General features: G+C 74.5%; 17 protein-coding genes and 1 rRNA gene. 10 read left to right on the forward strand and 8 right to left on the reverse strand.

What is annotated here, in order from left to right; translation table 11 throughout:
• Positions 1 to 92: ribosomal RNA gene (rrf, locus tag ACIOHG_RS19825) — 5S ribosomal RNA — on the forward strand; the annotation flags it as partial.
• A gap of 146 nt (positions 93 to 238) precedes the next feature.
• Positions 239 to 682, forward strand: a complete 444-nt coding sequence (locus ACIOHG_RS19830) for a hypothetical protein (protein WP_400952223.1) — start codon at positions 239 to 241, stop codon at positions 680 to 682.
• Here ACIOHG_RS19830 and ACIOHG_RS19835 read toward each other — a convergent pair.
• The 5 genes from ACIOHG_RS19835 to ACIOHG_RS19855 form a co-directional block, all read right to left on the reverse strand.
• Positions 660 to 1,973 (reverse strand): DUF58 domain-containing protein, encoded by a 1,314-nt coding sequence (locus ACIOHG_RS19835; protein WP_400952225.1) that lies wholly within the window; start codon positions 1,971 to 1,973, stop codon positions 660 to 662. The genes ACIOHG_RS19830 and ACIOHG_RS19835 overlap by 23 nt on opposite strands.
• Positions 1,974 to 2,058: 85 nt before the next feature.
• The gene (locus ACIOHG_RS19840) at positions 2,059 to 3,045 is read right to left on the reverse strand and encodes an AAA family ATPase (RefSeq protein WP_400952227.1); all 987 of its coding nucleotides are present in this window, start codon (positions 3,043 to 3,045) and stop codon (positions 2,059 to 2,061) included.
• Positions 3,042 to 4,433, reverse strand: a complete 1,392-nt coding sequence (locus ACIOHG_RS19845; protein WP_400952229.1) for a DUF4350 domain-containing protein — start codon at positions 4,431 to 4,433, stop codon at positions 3,042 to 3,044. Before ACIOHG_RS19845 ends, ACIOHG_RS19840 begins: the two co-directional genes overlap by 4 nt.
• Complete coding sequence (locus ACIOHG_RS19850) at positions 4,430 to 5,107, reverse strand: DUF4129 domain-containing protein (protein ID WP_400952231.1); 678 nt, start codon at positions 5,105 to 5,107, stop codon at positions 4,430 to 4,432. Before ACIOHG_RS19850 ends, ACIOHG_RS19845 begins: the two co-directional genes overlap by 4 nt.
• Before the next feature lie 4 nt (positions 5,108 to 5,111).
• Complete coding sequence (locus tag ACIOHG_RS19855; RefSeq protein ID WP_400952234.1) at positions 5,112 to 6,176, reverse strand: glycerophosphoryl diester phosphodiesterase membrane domain-containing protein; 1,065 nt, start codon at positions 6,174 to 6,176, stop codon at positions 5,112 to 5,114.
• A 225-nt stretch (positions 6,177 to 6,401) separates the two neighbouring features.
• Here ACIOHG_RS19855 and mtrA point away from each other — a divergent pair, with 225 nt between their 5' ends.
• Genes mtrA through ACIOHG_RS19870 form a run of 3 tightly spaced genes read left to right on the forward strand, consistent with a single transcriptional unit; the run spans position 6,402 to position 11,024 of the window.
• Entirely contained in the window at positions 6,402 to 7,079 is a 678-nt protein-coding gene (mtrA, locus tag ACIOHG_RS19860) for an MtrAB system response regulator MtrA (protein ID WP_030459579.1), read from the forward strand.
• 2 nt (positions 7,080 to 7,081) lie between these two features.
• Positions 7,082 to 9,178 carry an MtrAB system histidine kinase MtrB gene (gene mtrB, locus ACIOHG_RS19865; RefSeq protein ID WP_400952236.1) on the forward strand — a complete coding sequence of 699 codons (2,097 nt, stop codon included), beginning with the start codon at positions 7,082 to 7,084 and terminating at the stop codon, positions 9,176 to 9,178.
• Positions 9,153 to 11,024: an LpqB family beta-propeller domain-containing protein gene (locus ACIOHG_RS19870; RefSeq protein WP_400952239.1), complete on the forward strand. Its 1,872-nt coding sequence runs from the start codon at positions 9,153 to 9,155 to the stop codon at positions 11,022 to 11,024. The genes mtrB and ACIOHG_RS19870 overlap by 26 nt, the downstream gene beginning before the upstream one ends.
• Here ACIOHG_RS19870 and ACIOHG_RS19875 read toward each other — a convergent pair.
• Positions 11,008 to 11,787: a ComF family protein gene (locus ACIOHG_RS19875; RefSeq protein WP_400952241.1), complete on the reverse strand. Its 780-nt coding sequence runs from the start codon at positions 11,785 to 11,787 to the stop codon at positions 11,008 to 11,010. The genes ACIOHG_RS19870 and ACIOHG_RS19875 overlap by 17 nt on opposite strands.
• A gap of 369 nt (positions 11,788 to 12,156) precedes the next feature.
• Here ACIOHG_RS19875 and hpf point away from each other — a divergent pair, with 369 nt between their 5' ends.
• Together hpf and ACIOHG_RS19885 are read left to right on the forward strand one after the other, a co-directional pair.
• Positions 12,157 to 12,849: a ribosome hibernation-promoting factor, HPF/YfiA family gene (gene hpf / locus ACIOHG_RS19880; RefSeq protein WP_400952244.1), complete on the forward strand. Its 693-nt coding sequence runs from the start codon at positions 12,157 to 12,159 to the stop codon at positions 12,847 to 12,849.
• Positions 12,850 to 13,035: 186 nt separating this feature from the next.
• Positions 13,036 to 13,761, forward strand: a complete 726-nt coding sequence (locus ACIOHG_RS19885) for a response regulator (RefSeq protein ID WP_400952247.1) — start codon at positions 13,036 to 13,038, stop codon at positions 13,759 to 13,761.
• Between the two features lie 26 nt (positions 13,762 to 13,787).
• On the opposite strand, the gene ACIOHG_RS19890 is transcribed toward ACIOHG_RS19885, so the two are convergent.
• On the reverse strand, positions 13,788 to 14,957 hold the full coding sequence (locus ACIOHG_RS19890; protein WP_400952250.1) for a winged helix-turn-helix domain-containing protein: 1,170 nt from the start codon (positions 14,955 to 14,957) through the stop codon (positions 13,788 to 13,790).
• A gap of 219 nt (positions 14,958 to 15,176) precedes the next feature.
• Here ACIOHG_RS19890 and secA point away from each other — a divergent pair, with 219 nt between their 5' ends.
• Positions 15,177 to 17,954, forward strand: a complete 2,778-nt coding sequence (gene secA, locus ACIOHG_RS19895) for a preprotein translocase subunit SecA (protein ID WP_400952253.1) — start codon at positions 15,177 to 15,179, stop codon at positions 17,952 to 17,954.
• A gap of 53 nt (positions 17,955 to 18,007) precedes the next feature.
• On the opposite strand, the gene ACIOHG_RS19900 is transcribed toward secA, so the two are convergent.
• Positions 18,008 to 18,529 (reverse strand): Rv3235 family protein, encoded by a 522-nt coding sequence (locus tag ACIOHG_RS19900; RefSeq protein WP_400952256.1) that lies wholly within the window; start codon positions 18,527 to 18,529, stop codon positions 18,008 to 18,010.
• A 302-nt stretch (positions 18,530 to 18,831) separates the two neighbouring features.
• Between ACIOHG_RS19900 and ACIOHG_RS19905 the strand changes: the two genes are divergently transcribed.
• Entirely contained in the window at positions 18,832 to 19,341 is a 510-nt protein-coding gene (locus ACIOHG_RS19905) for a DUF6912 family protein (protein ID WP_400952259.1), read from the forward strand.
• Positions 19,342 to 19,511: 170 nt separating this feature from the next.
• A complete protein-coding gene (locus ACIOHG_RS19910) occupies positions 19,512 to 20,687 on the forward strand; it encodes an MFS transporter (protein WP_400952262.1) in 1,176 nt (391 codons plus the stop codon).
• Positions 20,688 to 20,761: the final 74 nt, after the last annotated feature.

A 20,761-nucleotide genomic window follows, 5' to 3' on the forward strand; every position in this document is an offset into this window, starting at 1 on the left:
CGCCCGGTTACATTCCGAACCCGGAAGCTAAGCCTCACAGCGCCGATGGTACTGCAGGGGGGACCCTGTGGGAGAGTAGGACGCCGCCGAACAATTATTCAGGGAAGGGTCCCGGCCGAAAGGCCGGGGCCCTTTTCGCATTTCCGGGGATCGAAGAAAGCGACAGGCCCGGCGGCGACCGGTCGGCCTCGCCGATATCCACGCGACTCCAGCCCGGCGGCTGTGGCAGCCTGCGGACATGCCAGAGCTGCGAGAACATGCAGGCCGTCACTACGCCGTCCAGTTCCACTACGCCTTGCCCGACGACGCCTGGTGCGTGGAGTTGAGCGAGGCCGTTCCGGCGCCGGCCGCGGGGAGCGAGATTCCCAACGCTGTGACCCACCTTCCCGGAGCCGCCTTCGTCGTGGCGGTGATTCCCGACGAGGATCCGGACCTGGAGCCGAGCGTCCACATCCACAGCCACGACGAGCACGTCATCCCGTACGAGATCGTGCGCTGGTTCATGGAGCAGGTGGCCGAGCAGGTGGAGCGGTGCCGGGCCGCACTGGCTCAGGAGGGTTGTGCCGCTGATGGCTCTGCGGGCCGCCGGGCGGGACAGCAGTCCGCCCCCGCCGGAGAGGACCCGGAGGGGGCGGTGAGAAGGCGGCGCGGAGCGGAGCTCAGAGGCGGCCGGCGGCCTTGAGGGCGAGGTAGGCGTCGGCGAGGGCCGGGGCGATGGACTCCGGGGGAGCGTCGAGGACGGTGACGCCGCGGCGGGTGAGGAGTTCGGCGGCGCGGCGGCGGTCGGCGCGGGTCTGTTCGGCGGCGGCGGCGCCGTAGACGTCCTTGACGGTGATCCGGGGGGTGTCGACGAGTTCGTCCAGGCGCGGGTCGGCGACGGAGGCGAGGAGGACCTCGTGGCGCTTGGTGAGGAGGGGGAGCTGGGGGAGCAGGCCGTCCTGGATCTGGTGGGCGTCGAGGCCGGTGAGCAGGACGATCAGCGAGCGGTGGGGGGCCATCCGCAGGGCGGTGGAGGCCATGGCGCGCAGGTCGGTCTCCACCAGGGCGGGTTCGAGCTGGGACATCGCGTCGGTGAAGGCGGGGAGGATCTCGGCGGGGGAGCGTCCGGCGACGGCGGCCCGGTGCCGGCGGTCGAAGGCGAGCAGGTCGACGCGGTCGCCGGCCTTGGTGGCGAGGGCGGTGAGCAGCAGGGCGGCGTCGAGGGCGGAGTCCAGGCGGGGGGCGTCGCCGACCCGGCCGGCGGAGGTGCGGCCGGTGTCGAGGACGATCAGGACGTGCCGGTCGCGCTCGGGGCGCCAGGTGCGGACGGCGACGGTGCTGCGGCGGGCGCTGGCGCGCCAGTCGATGGAGCGGACGTCGTCGCCGGGGAGGTACTCGCGCAGGGAGTCGAACTCGGTGCCCTGGCCGCGGGTCAGGACCGAGGTGCGACCGTCGAGTTCGCGGAGGCGGGCGAGCCGGGACGGCAGGTGCTTGCGGCTGTGGAACGGGGGGAGGGCGCGGATGCGCCAGGGGGCGTCGAGGTCGGCCTGGCGGCCGGCCAGGCCGAGCGGGCCGAGCGAACGGACCGTCACCTTGGCGGCGTGGTGGTCGCCGCGCCGGGTGGGGGCGAGCGGGGTGGTGAGGCGGCGGCGCTCGCCGGCGGGGACGGTGACGGTGTGCCGGGCGGCGGTGAAGGAGGTGCCGGGGGCCCAGGCGGAGGGGAGCCAGCCGTCGCGGACGCGGGCCCGCAGCGGGCGGGGCGAGGGGTTGCCGAGCAGCAGGTCGACGTTGACGGCCTCGCCGAGGCGGACGGTCGGCTCGCCGGAGCGCTCCAGGGTGAGCCGGCGGACGGGGGCGGCCAGCGCCAGGTCGGCGACCACGGCGGCGAGCAGGGGCAGCATGACCAGGCCGATGCCCGCCCAGGAGGGGAGGAGCAGGCCCACCAGGAGAGCGCCGAGGGCAGCGATGAGGGCCGTGCGACCGGTCAGGGCCATGGGGTGCGGGGCTCGCTTTCTGAGGGCGGGGGCGCGGTGCTGCGGGGGCCGGGGGAGCGGGCGGGCCGTTCCCCCGGCGGCGGGCTCAGCGCGGTGCGGGCGTCTGGGCGAGGACGGCCTGGATGACGCTGTCGGGCGTGGTGCCCTCCATCTCGGCCTCGGGGCGGAGCTGGATGCGGTGCCGCAGGGTGGGCAGGGCGAGGGCCTTGACGTCGTCGGGGGTGACGTAGTCGCGGCCGGCCAGCCAGGCCCAGGCGCGGGAGGTGTTGAGCAGGGCGGTGGCGCCGCGGGGGGAGACGCCCATCGCCAGGGAGGGCGAGTTCCGGGTGGCCCGGACCAGGTCGACGATGTAGGCGAGGACCTCGGGGGAGACGGTGAGCCGGCCGACCTCGGCGCGGGCGGCGGCCAGGTGCGCGGCGGTGGCGACGGGGCGGACGCCGGCCGAGGCGAGGTCGCGCGGGTCGAAGCCGTTGGCGTGCCGGGACAGCACCTGGAACTCCTGGTCGCGGCTGGGCAGCGGGAGGACCAGCTTGAGCAGGAAGCGGTCGAGCTGGGCCTCGGGCAGCGGGTAGGTGCCCTCGTACTCGACCGGGTTCTGGGTGGCGGCGACCATGAACGGCTCGGGGAGCTTGCGGGGTTCGCCGTCGACGGTGACCTGGCGCTCCTCCATGGCCTCCAGCAGCGAGGCCTGGGTCTTGGGGGGCGTGCGGTTGATCTCGTCGGCGAGCATCAGGTTGGTGAAGACCGGGCCGGGCTGGAACGAGAACTCGGCGGTGCGGGTGTCGTAGACCAGCGAGCCGGTGACGTCGCCGGGCATCAGGTCGGGGGTGAACTGGACGCGCTTGGTCTCCACGTCGAGCGCGGTGGCCAGGGTGCGGACCAGCAGGGTCTTGGCGACGCCGGGGACGCCCTCCAGCAGGACGTGGCCGCCGCAGAGCAGGGCCACCACCATGCCGGTGACGGCGGCGTCCTGGCCGACCACGGCCTTCGCGATCTCGTCGCGCAGGCCGGTGAGGGCGGCGCGGGCGTCACCGGGCCGGGCCGGGACGGTCTTGAGCAGCTGGTCGGTCACGGCTGTCGTACCTGCCATTCCATGTCGTCGAGTTCGTCGGCGAGCCGCAGCAGTGCGGCGTCGTCGGTGGGGGCCGGGCCGTACAGCAGGTGCTGGAGGTCGGCGGGGGGACGTCCGAGTCGGGCGGCGGCGGCCTCGGTGAGGGCGGCCGGGTCGGGGTCCCCGGAGGTGTGCGGGAGGCCGAGGGCGGCGGCGGCCCGGCGGCGGGTCGCGCGGCGCAGCGTCTCGGCGGCGTGGCCGCGGGCGTCGGCGCGGTGGTAGAGGCGGGCGCGGCCCTCGGTGCTCTCGGAGGCGCGGACCACGGCGGGGAGCCGTTCGCCGAGCACCGGTCCGAGTCGGCGGGCGCGCCAGGCGACGGCGAGCAGCGCGGCCAGGCCCAGCTGGTAGGTGGCCCAGTGCCAGCCGGCCGGGACCAGGTCGAGGAGGGTCTTCTTCCGGGGTTCGCCCTGGGCGGTGCGGTGGTCGCCGTGCCGTTCGACGGGGGCGTCGCCCGGGCCGTCGGTGGTGGTGCCGCCGCTGTTCCCGCCGGTGGAGCCGCCGCCGGTGCTGCCGGTGGTGGGGAAGGCGGTGGGGACGGTGGTGGGAGTGGCCGGGGCGGGGGCGTCCTGCTGGGGGTGCGGGTCGGCGACCTGCCAGACCAGCCGGGGGTGGGCGCCGAGCAGGCCGAGGGCGAGCGCGGCGTTGCCCTCGTGGGCCAGGCGCTCGTTGGTGAGCGGGTCGGCGGAGCCGAGGACGATCACCTGCTGGGTGCCGGTGGTGCGGCTGAGCAGGGCGTGCAGGGTGCTGCCGGGGTAGCAGGCGGTGTCGCCGGGGCGGCCGGAGAAGCTCTGGTTGTCGAGTTCGACCCGGCCGGCGGCGACGGCCTCGGGGAGGTCGCAGCCGGGGCCGATCGGGGGCTTCAGGTCGGGTGCGGAGTAGTCGGCCCGGACACCGGGGGCGAAGGCGTTCAGCGCGGACTGGTTGGGGGCGAGCAGGAGCAGCCGGCTGTGCTCGCCGCGGCCGATCGAGCCCAGTTCGGCGAGTTGACGGGTGGTCAGCTCGTTGGGCCGGGTCAGTACGACGGTGGTGTCGGCCTCGCGCAGGGCGCGGCCGAGTTCGGCGGCGGTGGCGGCGGTGCCGCTGGTGATGCCGCGCTGCTGGAGCAGCTGGTCGGCGGCGCGGGTGCCGCGGGCGGCGCCGGAGCGCGGGTCGAGGGCCGGGTGGTCCTCCTTGGCGGGGATGCCGGCGATCAGGACGCCGACCAGCAGCAGGACCAGGCAGCACAGGCCCCACCAGCGCCAGCGCAGCCACAGCGCGCGGGCGGTGGCGTGGCGGGCCGGGGCGGACGCCGGGGTGTCGTCGGCGGGGGTCTCCGGGGCGGGGGCGGGCGGCGGTGCGATGGTGCTCATGCGGTTCCTCCGCCGGCCGGGACGGGCACGGGACGGGTGCGCGACAGGGCGTCGTCGAGGTCGACCAGGGTCTGGTAGGAGGACCGGTCGGCGGCCCGGTTGCCGAACGCGACGGCGTCGAACAGCCGTGCCGCGGCGGTGAGTTCGGCGGCCCGGTCGGGCAGGGCGCGGCCGGCCTCGGCGGCGGCCTCGTCGGCGGTGCGGCCGGGGCGGGGGTGCAGGACGGTGCGCTCCTCCAGGCTGCGGACCACGGCGCGCATCCGCTCGCGGACGGCGTCGGCCCACTCGCCGCGGGCGGCGTGCGCCTCGGCGTCGGCGCGGTGCCGGGCGGAGCTGTCGGGCGCGGTGGCGGTGTCGAAGAGCCGGCCGGGGCCGCGGGCCTCCCGGCCGGGGGCGCCGAAGCGCCACCAGAGCAGGGCGCCGACGACGAGGGCCAGCACCAGCAGGATCATCAGGGCGGTGCCGCCGCCCCCGCCGAAGGGCGAGGCGACGGCGTCGAGAGCCCGGCCGATCCGGTCGCCGAGCCAGTCCATGAAGCGGGCGACCGGGCCGGGGTCGTCCTGGTGGTAGACGGCCTTGCGCAGTTCTTCCCGGGCGGCGTCGCGGGCGGCGTCGCGCGGTATGTCGACGGGGGCGCCGTCGCTGAGCAGCACCCCCTCCCCCCGGATTCCCATGCGGTCAGACCCCCGGCGGGGTGGCGGGGCCCGGGACGGGCGCGGCGGGGCGGTCGGTCCAGCTGTAGCCGGGGAGCCCGGCGGCGCGGGCGAGTTCCAGGTCGAGGGCCTCGCGGCGGATACGCCGGTCGACGTACAGCAGGGTGATCAGGACGGCCTGGAGCGGGAGGGTCAGGGTCTTGGCGAAGGCCGCGAACACGCCGGTGAGGGCGATGGTGAGGGCGACGGTGCCGTCGGAGGGGTCGTCGCCCCGGAGGAGGTCGGAGGCGAACGAGGCGGGGCCGATCACGGAGATCGTGACCAGGCCGCAGACCAGGCCGAACAGCAGCATCACGCCGAAGGTGCGCCACCAGGCGCCGCGGACCAGCCGCCAGGAGCGCCGGAACGCGCCGAGCACGGACTGCTTCTCCAGGATCAGCGCGGGCGCGGTCCAGCTCAGCGCGATCCACAGCCAGGCGCCGGGCAGGACGGCGATCGGGAGCAGCAGGATCAGCAGCGGTTCGGCGGTGAAGCCGGTCAGCGCCAGCACCGGGACGATCGGCGCGGCGAAGGCGACGGCCAGTACGAGCAGGTGCAGCAGGGAGAGCGCGACGAGCGCGCCGAACCGGGGGCGGACCTGGGCCCAGACCGTGCCGTGGGAGGTCTCGCGGCCGAGCAGGGCGGCGCTGACCACGGGGGCGAGCAGCCCGGTGACGAAGGTGCCGAGGAGCAGGGCCAGCGGCAGCGTCAGGTAGTTGGAGAACAGGTCCTCGACGGAGGTGCCGTTGAGGTGGATCCACCAGTCGACGCCGGCCTGGACGAGCTGGAGGAAGGCGGCGAAGCCGAGGCTGAAGCCGAGGGCGACCCGCCAGTGCCGGCGGACCAGGGCGAAGGAGCCGTCCATCAGTTCGCCGACGCCGAGCGGCCGCAGCGGGATCGGCCCGACCGCGGGGGTGCCGGCGGGCTGCGCCCCGGGCCCGGCGGCGGTCGCGGTGGCGGTGCCCGCCGGGGGCGTCCGGTGGCCGGAATCGGCCGGGCCGGGCGCGGCTTCGGGAGAACCGGGTGAGGTCCAACCCGGGGTCTCGGTCATCGACGCTCCTCGTCGGGGCACCCTCGGGCGGGTGCTGTCGGGAGGCCATCGTGCCATGGTGCGCACGCGTACCCCACCGGTATCCCGTTGCTGATCGGCAACGGTCCGGGCACGGCTCCCGACCCGCGAACTTTGCGATGGTATGACTGCTTCGGCGGGTGGTCGGGGCCGGCGGACGGGTGGGCTGTGCGACAGGTCACATTCGGGTGATGAGAAGATGGAGACATGAAGGGACGTGTCCTCGTCGTCGATGACGACACCGCGCTGGCCGAGATGCTCGGCATCGTGCTGCGGGGTGAAGGTTTTGAGCCGTTTTTCGTCGCAGACGGGGACAAGGCGCTGGCCGCCTTCCGGGAGACCAAGCCGGACCTCGTGCTGCTCGACCTGATGCTGCCCGGCCGGGACGGCATCGACGTGTGCCGGCAGATCCGCGCCGAGTCCGGTATCCCGATCGTCATGCTGACCGCGAAGACCGACACGGTCGACATCGTGGTCGGCCTGGAGTCGGGTGCCGACGACTACGTCACCAAGCCGTTCAAGCCGAAGGAGCTGGTGGCCCGGGTGCGGGCCCGGCTGCGCCGCGCCGAGGAGCCCACCCCGGAGCAGCTCACCATCGGCGACCTGGTGATCGACGTGGCCGGCCACTCGGTCAAGCGCGAGGGCCGCGGCATCCCGCTGACCCCGCTGGAGTTCGACCTGCTGGTCGCGCTGGCCCGCAAGCCCTGGCAGGTGTTCACCCGCGAGGTGCTGCTGGAGCAGGTCTGGGGCTACCGGCACGCGGCCGACACCCGCCTGGTCAACGTGCACGTGCAGCGCCTGCGCTCCAAGATCGAGAAGGACCCGGAGCGCCCGGAGATCGTGGTGACCGTCCGCGGCGTCGGGTACAAGGCCGGGCCCAGCTGAGGATGGACGACCTGCAGGCCGCCGCCTCCCCGTCGGACGAACCGTCCGGCGGGGAGTCCGCTGTGCGCGGCGACGTACTGAGCTCCACCACCGGCCGGCCGCGCCGGCGCCGCTGGTGGGCGGTGCTGCTCGCGCCGGTGGCCCGCCAGTTCCGGCACCCGGTCGGGCGGCTGCTGGCGCTGTACCGCCGCTCGATCCAGCTCCGGGTGGTCGCGGCGACGCTGCTGCTGTCCTTCGTCGTGGTGCTGGTGCTCGGCGTGGTGGTGGTCGCCCAGGTGCGCACCGGCCTGCTGGAGACCAAGCAGAAGTCCGCGCACGGCCAGGCCGTCGGCGGCTTCCAGATCGAGCAGGACAAGATCAACGAGGCGATCAACCTGCAGGCCAAGGCCGGCGCCGCCGCCGACCCGAGCCGCGACCAGATCAACGCCTGGCTCACCAAGCAGGTCTCCGACCTGGCCTCCGGCGGCTCCGGCGTCTACTCGGTGATCGCCATCGCCCCCGGCGGCAACGAGACCAGCGCCTCCAGCGCCGGCCTGCGCGGCGCCCGCTACAGCGGCACCGTCCTCCCGGACACCATCACCCCGGACATGCGCAAGATGGTCGCCGCCGAGCCCTCGCTGCCGCACGAGCAGCCGGTCGAGCTGCACCGCGCCCCGGACAGCCAGGCCAAGCCGGACGACAACAAGGGCCTGGCGATCGGCAAGCAGTTCACCGGCCCGGACGGCCAGCAGTACCAGCTGTACTACGTGTTCTCCTTCTACCAGGAGACCTCGACCCTGAACCTGGTGGTGGGCACCCTGGCCACCGCCGGGCTGTTCCTGGTCATCCTGCTCGGCTGCATCGCCTGGGTGGTGGTCCGCCAGGTCGTCACCCCGGTCCGGATGGCCGCCGGGATCTCCGAACGGCTCGCCTCCGGCCACTTCGACGAGCGGATGAAGGTCACCGGCACCGACGACATCGCCCGCCTCGGCGACTCCTTCAACCGGATGGCCAACGGCCTGCAGGCGCAGATCCACAAGCTGGAGGAGCTGTCCCGGGTGCAGCGCCGGTTCGTCTCCGACGTCTCGCACGAGCTGCGCACCCCGCTGACCACGGTCCGGATGGCCGCCGACCTGATCTACGACAGCCGCGAGGACCTGGACCCGATGGCGGCCCGCTCCGCCGAACTGCTCCAGGACCAGCTGGACCGCTTCGAGTCGCTGCTCGCCGACCTGCTGGAGATCAGCCGCTTCGACGCCGGCGCCGCGATCCTGGACGCCGAACCGGTCGACCTGCGCGACATCGTGACCCGGGTGGTGGAGGCCGCCGACCCGCTGGCCCGCGCCAAGGGCAGCGCGGTGCTGATCCGCGGCGGCGAGAACCCGGTGATCGCCGAGGTCGACGGCCGCCGGATCGAGCGCATCCTGCGCAACCTGGTGGTCAACGCGCTGGAGCACGGCGAGGGCCGCGACGTGGTGATCCGGCTCGGCTCCGCGGACGGCGCGGTCGCCGTCGGCGTCCGCGACTACGGCATCGGCCTCAAGCCCGGCGAGGCGTCCCGGGTGTTCCACCGCTTCTGGCGGGCCGACCCGTCCCGGGTCCGCACCACCGGCGGCACCGGCCTCGGCCTGTCCATCGCGGTCGAGGACGCCCACCTGCACGGCGGCTGGCTGCAGGCCTGGGGCGAGCCCGGCGGCGGCTCGCACTTCCGGCTCACCCTGCCGCGCACCCGCGGCGGCGAGATCTCCCGGGCCCCGTTCCGGCTGGAGCCCGAGGACTCCCGGCACAACCGCGGCATGTCCTCGGCCGGCGCGCCCTACCGCCGGGCGGTGCGCGGCGCCGAGTCCGGCGCCGTCCCGGAGACCCCGGACACCGAGCGGCACACCTTCGGCTCCGGCCTCGGCGGGGTGCTCAGCATCGGCCCCGGCCTCGGCCGGCCGAGCGCCGCCCCGGTCGCCGACCCGTCGGACGTCCGCGCCGCGGCGGTCGGCTACGCCGCCACCGGCGCGCAGGTCGTGGTGGACCGCGGCCGCCCGACCCAGTCGGCCCCGCCCGCACCGGACGGCGCCGACACCGACCAGGAGGGGACCGCCGGTGGGCAGCACCGACAGGACGGCTGACCGGCGGGCCCTGGCGATCGGCTGGGCCGCCCTGCTGGCGGTCGCCGCCACCGGCTGCGTCTCGATGCCCTCCGGCGGCCCGCCGCAGCGCCTGGACGCCTCGCAGGGCGCCGCCGACGGCGTCCAGGTGCACGTCTACCCGGTCGCCCCGCACAAGGGCGAGAGCCCCTACGACCTGCTCGCGGGGTTCCTCGACTCGTCCAACGCCGACCAGGCCGGCTACGACACCGCCAAGCAGTACCTGACCCCGGCGGCGGCGAAGTCCTGGAAGCCCGACGAGCGGGTGGTGGTGCTGGCCGGGGCCCCCACCCTGACCACCATCGCGGAGCCGGCCCCCGAGGTGACCAGCGTCGACCTGGCGGTCCGCGGCGACCAGGTCGCCGAGCTCGACCGGCAGCACACCTACCAGGCCCGCTCGGGCGGCCGGTACCGGGAGTCCTTCACCTTCGTGAAGCTCGCCGACGGCCCCGACAAGGGCGAGTGGCGGATCAACACGCTGCCGAACGGCCTGATCGTCGACCAGACCAACTTCAAGAACGGCTACCGGCCGGTGCACCGGTACTTCTTCGCCCAGCCGGACCCGTCCTCGACCCGCCCGCAGGCCGCGCCGGTGCTGGTGCCCGACCCGATCTACCTGCGCCGCCGAATAGACCCGCTCACCGAGGCCGCCCAGGCCACCGCCGACGGCCCCTCGCAGTGGCTCGGCGCGGTGGTCTACTCCCGGCTCGACGGGGTCACCGTCTCCTCTGTCACCGTCAGCGACAACCGGGTGGCCACCGTCAAGGTGGACGGCGTCGACCTGGCCGCCGACCCCGGCCGCTGCAAGCAGATGGCGCAGCAGCTCTTCCAGACCGTCGCCGACCAGCAGGGCAAGCTCGACCGGCTGGACCTCTCCGCGCCGCACGGCGCCTGCGCGCTCGGCAGCACCGAGGCCGCCCAGACCGCGCCCGGCGCCCCGGCCGGCGGCGACGCCGGCACCCAGGCGTACGTCCAGCTCGCCGACGGGCGGCTGACCCGCTACCAGGAGGGCCCGGACCCGATCCCGGTGCCCGGCGTGCTCGGCCAGGTGCCGCAGGCCGGGCAGCCCCGACCCGGCGCGGTCGCGGTCCGCCGCGACGGCGCCGCCGCCGCGCTGATCGGCGAGGACGGCGGCCGACTGTACCGGGTCGACATCGCCGAGAGCGGCAAGTACGGCGACCCGGTCGTCACCAGCCGCGCCCCCAAGCCCGACCAGGGCCTGGCCTCGCCCAGCTGGGACGGCCGGCAGGACCTCTGGCTGGTCGACCGCGACCCGGCCGCGCCCCGGGTGCTGATGGTGCGCGACCGCACCGTCGTCCCGGTGCAGGTCGAGGGACTGAACGGCCGGACGGTGCAGTCGCTGCGGATCTCCTCCGACGGCACCCGGATCGCCCTGCTGCTGCGCGGCGCCGACGGCTCGGTCCGGCTGGCGATCGGCCTGGTCCGGCACGGCGGCACCGCGACCGCGCCGACCGCCTCGATCGTCTCGCTGGGGGACATCGCCCCGCAGCTCACCGAGGTCGCCGCGGTCTCCTGGGGCGACACCGACCAGCTGGTGGTGCTCGGCAAGGAGAGCGACCGGCTGCAGCAGCTGCACTTCCTGGGCACCGACGGCTCGCGCCCCACCGACTCCCCGCTGCAGGGCGGCGAGTCGATGACCGAGCTGTCGGCGACCGAGGCCCGCTCCCGGGACGACCAGGCCGGGCCGGCCGTGCTCACCACCGCCGAACGGGGCGCCGACCGGCACCTGTACCGGCTCAAGGACAACCAGTGGCACGAGGTGCTGCTGGGGAAGACCAGGGCCCAGGCGTTCATCTACCCGGGCTGAGCCCGGCCTCCCCGGGCACCGGCCCGCTCCGCTCCCGGCCCGGGCCGCGCCGCGCGGTGGCCGCCACGGTCGCCGCGGCCCGCGGCGGGCAGCCCGCCGCGCGCAGCGCCCGGGCCGCCTCGGCCAGGCTGGCCCCGGTGGTCACCAGGTCGTCGACCAGCACCAGCCGGTGCCCGGCCAGCCGGCCCGCCAGCCGGGCCGGCACGCTCAGCGCGCCGTCCAGGTTCCGCAGCCGCTCGGCGGCCCGCAGGCCCGCCTGGTCGGCGACCGGCCGGTCGTGCCGCAGCACCGGGGCGACCAGGGTGGCGACGCCGCCGCGGCGCAGCTCGCGGGCGGCCGCCCGGGCCAGCCGCAGCGTCGGGTCGTGGCCGCGGGCCCGGGTCGCGGCGCGCACCGAGGGCACCGGGACCAGCAGCAGCGGGGCGGCCCCGGCGCCGGTGGCGGAGCGCACCGCGGCGGCCAGCGCGGCGCCGAGCGGGCCGGCCAGCCGGAGCGCGCCGCGCTCCTTGTGGGCGATCAGCAGCTGCCGGACCGGCCCGGCGTAGCCGGCGGCGGCGTGCACGGGCGGCAGTCCGGGCGGCGGGCGCAGCGGCCCGGCGGGCCCGGCGGCGGCGCCGTCGAGCAGACCCCGGCAGTCGGCGCAGAGGCCGAGCCGCCCCGTCCCGCAGCCGGCGCACCGGACCGGGAGCAGCAGGTCGAGCAGGGCGGCGAGGGCCGGGGCGGGGCCGGACGCGGGCGGGTGGGCGGTGCTGCGACTCGTCACGGAACCCCTCCGGAACGCTCGCCGGGCGGCGACTTCAGCCATACGGTGGGCGGTGTCAGGCGTGTTGTCCAGACGCTCGCCGTTTGTTCACCCGTAGGAGGGTAAACAGGGGGGAACAGCCGGACCGCCGGACACCCGCCGGTACGTTCGTTCGACCCGGGAGGCGGGATCTCCCGGTGAGGTGTTGCATGAGGCTTCCAGGGGTTTCGTTCGCTCCTGGTGGGGAGGAAGTGGGGTAAGGGGCCGGTGGTCCTCGCGGGTTCCCCGGGCGGTCGTCCCGGGGGCGGCGGCGGTCCGCTGGTCCGGCTGGGTCTCACGCCGGTCCGGGACGCGCTCCGGGCCGGTCAGCACAAGGGATCGGAGTTCTGCGTGGACATCGTCGTCAAGGGCCGCAAGACCGAGGTGCCCAAGAGGTTCCGCGAGCACGTGGCCGAGAAGCTGGAGATGGTCCAGAAGTTCGACACCAAGGCGATCAGCCTGGATGTCGAGGTGTCCAAGGAGCACAACCCGCGGCAGGCCGACCGTTCCGACCGGGTGGAGATCACCCTGCGCAGCCGGGGCCCGGTGGTCCGGGCCGAGGCGTCCGCCAACGACCCGTGGGCCGCGCTCGACCTGGCCTCGGCGAAGCTGGAGGCGCAGCTGCGCAAGTCCGCCGACCGCCGCCGGGTGCACAAGGGCGGCACGCACGGGCGGACGCCGATCAGCGTGGCCGAGGCGACGGCGGCGCTGGCCGAGCTGCCGGAGCCGACCGCCCCCGCCGCCGCCGACGGCGCGGCCCGCAAGACGCTGGCGGGCAGCCTGGAGGTGGAGGGCGACGGGCCGCTGGTGGTCCGCGAGAAGACCCACGCGGCCGCGCCGATGTCGCTGGACCAGGCGCTGTACGCGATGGAGCTGGTGGGCCACGACTTCTACCTGTTCCAGGAGAAGGACAGCGGTCTGCCGAGCGTGGTCTACCGCCGGCACGGCTACCACTACGGCGTGATCCACCTCAAGGAGGACCTGGCCGCCGCGGCGGACGTCTCCGGCGCGGGCGGCGCGCTCAACGGGCCCGACGAGGACTGAGGACCGACGGGCGGGGCGGACCCCGTCCACCGAGGAGCCGGTGACCCCGGCGGCCGCGACGGCCGCCGGGGTCACCGGCGCGCACGGGTCACCCAGCCGGGCGGTTCGGCGGCGGAGGGTGATCGCGGGGCGGTCCGGCCGTGGAATGATGGGCCCGTCACTGACCGCCTGCCGGGGGAGGAGCGCATGGTGGAGCTGTCGCGCGAGGGCCTGGGCCCGGAGGGCGCGGGCTACCCGCCGCGCCGGGCGGAGCCGATCCGGGTGCTGGTGGTGGACGACCACGCGCTGTTCCGCCGCGGCCTGGAGATCGTGCTCGCCGACGAGCCGGACATCCGGGTGATCGGCGAGGCCGGGGACGGCGCGGAGGCCGTGCTGAAGGCCGCCGACCTGCTGCCGGACATCATCCTGATGGACGTCAAGATGCCCCGGCGCAGCGGGATCGAGGCGTGCACCGCGATCAAGGACGTGGTGCCCAGCGCGAAGATCATCATGCTGACGATGAGCGACGAGGAGGCCGACCTCTACGAGGCGATCAAGGCGGGGGCCACCGGCTACCTGCTGAAGGAGATCTCCACGCACGAGGTGGCCACCGCGATCCGGGCGGTGGCCGACGGCCAGTCGCAGATCAGCCCGTCGATGGCGGCCAAGCTGCTGACCGAGTTCAAGTCGATGATCCAGCGCCGCCCGGACGACCGGGAGCTGCTGCCCGCGCCCCGGCTGACCGACCGGGAGCTGGAGGTGCTCAAGCTGGTGGCCACCGGGATGAACAACCGGGAGATCGCCAAGGAGCTGTTCATCAGCGAGAACACCGTGAAGAACCACGTCCGCAACATCCTGGAGAAGCTGCAGCTGCACTCCAGGATGGAGGCCGTGGTCTACGCGATGCGCGAGAAGATCCTCGAAATAGGCTGAACGCCGCCGGGCCCCGGCCCCGGGCCTCAGCCGAGCAGCTTCTCCAGCTCCGGCCGCAGCGCCTCGTCGTCCAGCCGCTCCACCCGCACCGCCGAGCAGCCCACCCAGGCGGCGGCCTCGCGCAGCGCCTCGGCCAGCGCCGGGACGAACCTCCCGCTCTCCAGCGAGACCTGACGGGCCACCAGGACGCTGCCCTCGCGGGCCGGGTCGACCCGGCCGACCAGCCGGCCGCCGGTGAGCAGCGGCATGGCGAAGTAGCCGTGCACCCGCTTGTGCTTGGGGGTGTACGCCTCCAGCCGGTGCGTCATGCCGAAGATCCGCTCGGTGCGGGCGCGGTCCCAGATCAGCGAGTCGAACGGGGACAGCAGGGTGGTGCGGTGCCGGCCGGACGGCTCGGACTCCAGTGCCGCCGGGTCGGCCCAGGCCGGGGCCGACCAGCCCTCCACCTCGACCGGGACCAGGCCCGAGGCCGGGAGCGCGGCGTCCACCTGGGCGCCCTTGAGGCGGTGCTGGTCCATCAGGTCGGCCCGGGTGGCGACGCCGAGCGCGGCCCCGGACTGCGCGACCAGCCGGGCCAGGCACTCGGCGTCCGTCAGGTCCTGCCCGAACAGCTCGCCGGGGACGGCCCGTTCGGCCAGGTCGTAGACCCGCTTCCAGCCGCGCCGCTCGGTCACCACCACGTCGCCCAGGGCCAGTGCCTGCTCCACCGCGATCTTGGTGTCGGACCAGTCCCACCACTCGGCGGTCCGCTTGGCGCCGCCGAGCCCGGTGGAGGTCAACGGGCCCTCGGCGCGCAGCCGGTCGACCACCTCGGCGTAGGCGGCGGGGGAGACCGGCTGGCTGCCCCACACGTTGCCGCGGGCCCGGTAGGCGCGGCGGCGGAAGGCGAACAGCGGCCACTCCTCGATCGGCAGCACGCAGGCCGCGTGCGACCAGTACTCGAACGCGGTGCCGCGGCCCCAGTACGCCTGCTCGACCGCGGGGCGGCCGAGCGCGCCGAGCCGGGCGTACGGCACCAGTTCGTGCGAGCGGGCCAGCACCGAGATGGTGTCCAACTGGACGGCGCCGAGCCGGCGCAGCACGCCGCGGGCGCCCGCGCGGCGGTCGGGGGCGCCGAGCAGGCCCTGGGCGCGCAGCGCGAGCCGGCGGGCGTGGTCGGCGGAGATCCGGACGGTCGGGGCAGGGGTCGCGGCCATGGGGCGAGGCTAGGCGAAGGCACTGACAACCGGTTGCCGGAGGGGCGATTCGACCGTTTGGACCCGGCATCGGCCGATGTGCTCCCACGGGTGACACAGGAATACCGTGCTGACGGACCTCCCGGCCGCTCGGACTCCTCGCATACGATGGCCGGTACGGTGGGGTGGACTCCCCGCCGGCAGTCATCCAGAGCCGAATGAGGCAAGGAGCCCGCTCACGTGTCCGTCTTCGACAAGATCCTGCGCGCCGGTGAGGGCAAGATCCTCCGCAAGTTGCAGCGGATTGCCGCCCAGGTCAACTCGATCGAAGAGGACTTCGTCAACCTCACCGACGACGAGCTCCGCGCGCTGACCGACGAGTACAAGACCCGCCTCGCCGACGGCGAGAGCCTGGACGCGCTGCTCCCCGAGGCGTTCGCCACGGTGCGCGAGGCCGCCAAGCGCGTGCTGGGCCAGCGCCACTACGACGTCCAGATCATGGGCGGCGCCGCCCTGCACTACGGGCACGTCGCGGAGATGCGCACCGGCGAGGGCAAGACCCTGGTCGGCACGCTGCCCGCGTACCTGAACGCGCTGACCGGCAAGGGCGTGCACCTGATCACCGTCAACGACTACCTCGCCGAGCGCGACTCGGAGTGGATGGGCCGGGTGCACCGCTTCCTGGGCCTGGAGGTCGGCGTGATCCTGGCGAACATGTCGCCGGCCGAGCGCAAGCGCCAGTACGGGATGGACATCACGTACGGCACGAACAACGAGTTCGGCTTCGACTACCTGCGCGACAACATGGCCTGGTCGCAGGACGAACTGGTGCAGCGCGGCCACAACTTCGCGATCGTCGACGAGGTCGACTCGATCCTGATCGACGAGGCCCGCACCCCGCTGATCATCTCCGGCCCGGCCGACCAGGCCACCAAGTGGTACAACGACTTCGCCAAGCTGGTCGTCCGGCTCAAGATCGACCGGGACTACGAGGTCGACGAGAAGAAGCGCACCGTCGGCATCCTGGAGGAGGGCGTCACCCGGGTCGAGGACTACCTGGGCATCGACAACCTCTACGAGTCGGTGAACACCCCGCTGGTCGGCTTCCTGAACAACGCCATCAAGGCGAAGGAGCTCTACAAGCGGGACAAGGACTACGTCGTGATCAACGGCGAGGTCATGATCGTCGACGAGCACACCGGCCGCATCCTGGCCGGCCGCCGCTACAACGAGGGCATGCACCAGGCGATCGAGGCCAAGGAGGGCGTCGAGGTCCAGAACGAGAACCAGACGCTGGCCACCATCACCCTGCAGAACTTCTTCCGCCTCTACGACAAGCTGTCCGGCATGACCGGCACCGGCACCACCGAGGCGGCCGAGTTCCACCAGATCTACAAGCTCGGCGTGGTCCCGATCCCGACCAACAAGAACCCGAAGCGGATCGACCAGCCGGACCTCATCTACAAGTCCGAGCCGGCCAAGTTCGCCGCCGTGGTCGAGGACATCGCCGAGCGGCACGAGAAGGGCCAGCCGGTCCTGGTCGGCACCGTCTCGGTGGAGAAGTCCGAGTACCTGTCGCAGGAGCTGCGCAAGCGCGGCATCCCGCACGAGGTGCTGAACGCCAAGCACCACGAGCGCGAGGCGCAGATCGTCGCGCAGGCCGGCCGCAAGGGCGCCGTCACCGTGGCCACCAACATGGCCGGCCGCGGCACCGACATCATGCTCGGCGGCAACTCCGAGCACCTGGCCGCCGCCGAGCTGGCCCAGCGCGGCATCACTCCCGAGGACACCCCGGAGGAGTACGAGGCCAACTTCCCGGCGGCGCTGGAGAAGGCCAAGCTCGCGGTCAAGGCGGAGCAGGAGGAGGTGCAGGAGATCGGCGGCCTGTACGTCCTGGGCACCGAGCGGCACGAGTCCCGCCGGATCGACAACCAGCTGCGCGGCCGCTCCGGCCGCCAGGGCGACCCGGGCGAGTCCCGGTTCTACCTCTCGCTGGGCGACGACCTGATGCGCCTGTTCAAGGCCGGCATGGTCGAGCGCGTGCTGTCGATGGCGAACGTCCCCGAGGACGTGCCGATCGAGTCGAAGATGGTCACCCGGGCCATCGCCTCCGCGCAGACCCAGGTCGAGCAGCAGAACTTCGAGATCCGCAAGAACGTCCTCAAGTACGACGAGGTCCTCAACCGCCAGCGCGAGGTCATCTACGGCGAGCGCCGCCGCGTCCTGGAGGGCGAGGACCTGCAGGAGCAGGTCGGCCACTTCATGGACGACACCGTCGCCGCCTACGTGGCCGCCGCCACCGGCGAGGGCTTCGAGGACGACTGGGACCTCGACAAGCTGTGGACGGCGCTCAAGCAGCTCTACCCGATCCAGCTCGACCTGGAGGAGCTGGAGGAGGAGGCCGCGGAGAACGGCGGCCTCACCCCCGAGTACCTGACCAAGGTCCTCCAGGAGGACATCGCCGCCGCCTACGGCCGCCGCGAGGACCAGCTCGGCGAGCAGATCATGCGCGAGCTGGAGCGCCGGGTCGTCCTCTCGGTGCTGGACCGCCGCTGGCGCGAGCACCTCTACGAGATGGACTACCTCCAGGAGGGCATCGCGCTGCGCGCCTACGCCCAGCGCGACCCGCTGGTCGAGTACCAGCGCGAGGGCTTCGACCTGTTCTCCGCGATGATGGAGGGCATCAAGGAGGAGTCCGTCGGCTACCTGTTCAACCTGGAGGTCCAGGTCGAGCAGCAGGTCGAGGAGGTCGAGGTCCCGGACGACGAGCAGGTGCTGCTCGACAAGCTGGCGAAGGACGCCGTCCCGGCCGCCCGCCCGGAGATCCGGGCGAAGGGCCTGGAGGCCCCCGAGCGGAAGAAGCTGCACTACACCGCCCCGTCCGACGAGATCGGCGGCGGCGTGATCGAGGGCGACTTCGACGAGGACGGCCTGGTCGACGAGGGCGACGGCCTGACCCGGGCCGAGCGCCGGAAGGCCGCCAAGGCCGCCAAGGGCGGTCGGCGCCGCAAGGCCTGACGGTCCGTCACCGACGGGGCGCCACTCCCTCCGGAGCGGCGCCCCGTCGGCGTTCACCGGGTCTCCACGGCGGCGCACTGCCACTGGCCGGTGCGGGTGTGCCGCTCCAGCCGGAACGCCAGCACGTGGTGGCGCGGGCCCAGTTCGACCCGGACGCAGGCCTCCACCGCGCCCGGCACCGGCACCGAGTCGTGCACCCGGCCCAGCCGCGGGTGCGGGGAGCGCCCGCGCGGGCGCAGCGGGCCGCTGCGCACCAGCGCCGCCAGCTGGTGGAAGCCCGGCAGCGTGGTGTGCCGCTGCAACTGGTGGACCGGGCGGGTGCCGCACAGCACCTCGACCAGGCGGTGCGCGAAGCGGGCGGCCAGCTCGGTGTGGCCGGCGCCGCCCGGGGCGGCCGTCCGCGGCCGCGGCGGCACCCCGGCGGGCGCGCAGCCGGCCCGCGGGTTGCGGGCGGTCCGCGGGCCGTCGCCGACCGGGTGCGGGCGGCGGGCCGGGCGGGGGCCGGCCGGGTGCCCCGGGGCGTGCACCAGGGGGCGGACGCGGGGGCCGGACGGCCGGGGGAGGTGCTCGGTCATCGGGTCCTTCTCGGTGGTCGGGCGGACGGGGCCGAGACTCTTGGTACCGGCCGCGGCGGCCCGCGCCCAAGGCCGTCCGGGCCGCCCCGGCGACGCCCCGTGATCCACCCGTGCGGGTGGCGGCCGGGCTGCGGCAAGGGCAGCGCGCCCCCGTGCCGGGGACGGGGGTTGACGGGGCGTCGGCGGAGCGGACGGTCCGTAGGGGGACCGGGGGAGACCCGATCGGCGCACCGGGCCGGGGGCCCGGTGCGGGCTGCGTATTCTTGACCCGTCGCAGTGACCGAGGAAGAAGGGTGCCCCGCATGCGCGTGTACGTGCCGACCACGTTGAAGGACCTGTCGGCGGCGCACCCCGGGGGCGTCCTGGAGCCGGGCACCGCCTACGCGGTGACGCCCGCGCTGCGCGAGTGGTACGTCAGCGACGACCTGGAGGAGCTGGAGTACGCGGCGCTGAACCGGGCGGCGCTCTCCTCGCTGCGGATGCTGGCGGCCGACCCGCAGGCGCCGCGCCGCCGGGTGGTGGTCGCGGTCGAGGTGGCCGACTCCGCGGTGTCGCCGTTCCCCGGGGACGAGTACCAGGACCAGGCCACGCTGGGCCGGGTGGTGCTGGCCGGTCCGGTCCGGCTGGCCAAGGCGGCGGCGGTGCACGCCGACGACACCGACCCGGACGTGCTGGCGGACGTCGCGGCCGCGGTCGCCGCGGTGGCGGCCGCCGACGCCGGGGACCAGGACGCGCAGTTCACCGTGGACGGCGCCGAGGACCACGAGCTGCTCTGGTTCGCCACCCAGGAGATCGCCGCGCTGCTCGGCTGAACCCTTTCCGCGCGGAGGACCCCGTCCCGGCCCCTGGTCGGCGGCGGGGTCCTCCGCGTTCCCCCGGGAGGGATGGCACGCGCCTGCAATCATTGCGTTTGCAAGTAGATGTGTCTGCAACTATTGTCGAAGCACGTTAGGCGCATCGGCAATCTCTGGAGGAACGCGTCATGCCTCTCGCGCTACTGGCCCTGGCCATCGGGGCGTTCGGGATCGGCACCACGGAGTTCGTGGTCATGGGCCTGCTGCCCCAGGTCGCGGCCGACTTCGGCGTCACGATCCCCGCCGCCGGCCTGCTCGTCACCGGCTACGCGGTCGGCGTGGTGCTCGGCGCCCCGCTGATGACCGCGCTCGGCACCCGGATCGACCGCAAGCGGATGCTGATGCTGCTGATGGTGCTGTTCACCGCGGGCAACCTGCTCTCCGCCCTCGCCCCCGGGATGGCCGTGATGCTGGCCGGGCGGATCGTCGCCTCGCTCGCCCACGGCGCGTTCTTCGGCATCGGCGCCGTGGTCGCCGCCGAGCTGGTCGCCCCCGACCGGAAGGCCGGCGCGATCGCCACCATGTTCACCGGCCTGACCGTCGCCAACATCGTCGGCGTGCCGCTCGGCACCTGGATCGGCCAGAGCGCCGGCTGGCGGGCCACCTTCGCCCTGGTCGCCGCGCTCGGCCTGGTCGCGGTCCTCGGCATCGCCCGGCTGGTCCCCGCGCTGCCCCGCCCCGAGGGCGCGCACCTGCGCCGGGAGCTGGCCGCGTTCAGGAACGCGCAGGTGGTGCTGGCGATGGGCATGACCGTGCTCGGCTTCGGCGGCGTCTTCGCCGCGATCACCTACATCGCCCCGCTGATGACCGAGGTGGCCGGGTACCCGGCCGGCGCGCTGACCTGGCTGCTCGTGCTGCTCGGCGTCGGCATGTTCCTCGGCAACCTGCTCGGCGGCCGCTTCGCCGACCGGCACCTGATGCCGATGCTGTTCGCCACCCTCGGCGGGCTCACCGTCGTGCTCGCCGCCTTCACCGTCACCGCCCACCACCCGGTCGCCGCCGCGGCGACCCTGCTGCTGGTCGGCGCGCTCGGCTTCGCCACCGTCCCGCCGCTGCAGAAGCGGGTCCTCGACCAGGCGCACGGCGCCCCCACCCTGGCCTCCGCCGTCAACATCGGCGCCTTCAACCTGGGCAACGCGCTCGCCGCGCTGCTGGCCGGCGCCGCGATCGACGCCGGCCTCGGCTACACCGCCCCCGCCTGGGTCGGCGCCCTGATGGCCGCCGGAGCCCTGCTGCTGGCCCTGCTCTCGGCCGCCCTGGAGCGTCGTGCCCCGGCCGCCCGGGTGCCCGTCCCGGCGCACTGAGCGGGCCCGGCCCCCCGGGGGTCGGCGCCGGGCCCGCGCGTACCCTTGGCGGGTGCGCACACACATAGTCTGGG

It is taken from the genome of Kitasatospora sp. NPDC088134, assembly GCF_044741705.1.
Classification (GTDB): domain Bacteria; phylum Actinomycetota; class Actinomycetes; order Streptomycetales; family Streptomycetaceae; genus Kitasatospora.

Excerpts from the sequence above, each read along its gene's own strand:
- ACIOHG_RS19830 (WP_400952223.1), top strand. The coding sequence starts at position 239 with ATGCCAGAGCTGCGAGAACATGCAGGCCGTCACTACGCCGTCCAGTTC.
- ACIOHG_RS19835 (WP_400952225.1), bottom strand. The coding sequence starts at position 1,973 with ATGGCCCTGACCGGTCGCACGGCCCTCATCGCTGCCCTCGGCGCTCTC.
- ACIOHG_RS19845 (WP_400952229.1), bottom strand. The coding sequence starts at position 4,433 with ATGAGCACCATCGCACCGCCGCCCGCCCCCGCCCCGGAGACCCCCGCC.
- ACIOHG_RS19850 (WP_400952231.1), bottom strand. The coding sequence starts at position 5,107 with ATGGGAATCCGGGGGGAGGGGGTGCTGCTCAGCGACGGCGCCCCCGTC.
- ACIOHG_RS19855 (WP_400952234.1), bottom strand. The coding sequence starts at position 6,176 with ATGACCGAGACCCCGGGTTGGACCTCACCCGGTTCTCCCGAAGCCGCG.
- mtrA (WP_030459579.1), top strand. The coding sequence starts at position 6,402 with ATGAAGGGACGTGTCCTCGTCGTCGATGACGACACCGCGCTGGCCGAG.
- mtrB (WP_400952236.1), top strand. The coding sequence starts at position 7,082 with ATGGACGACCTGCAGGCCGCCGCCTCCCCGTCGGACGAACCGTCCGGC.
- ACIOHG_RS19885 (WP_400952247.1), top strand. The coding sequence starts at position 13,036 with ATGGTGGAGCTGTCGCGCGAGGGCCTGGGCCCGGAGGGCGCGGGCTAC.
- ACIOHG_RS19890 (WP_400952250.1), bottom strand. The coding sequence starts at position 14,957 with ATGGCCGCGACCCCTGCCCCGACCGTCCGGATCTCCGCCGACCACGCC.
- ACIOHG_RS19900 (WP_400952256.1), bottom strand. The coding sequence starts at position 18,529 with ATGACCGAGCACCTCCCCCGGCCGTCCGGCCCCCGCGTCCGCCCCCTG.
- ACIOHG_RS19905 (WP_400952259.1), top strand. The coding sequence starts at position 18,832 with ATGCGCGTGTACGTGCCGACCACGTTGAAGGACCTGTCGGCGGCGCAC.
- ACIOHG_RS19910 (WP_400952262.1), top strand. The coding sequence starts at position 19,512 with ATGCCTCTCGCGCTACTGGCCCTGGCCATCGGGGCGTTCGGGATCGGC.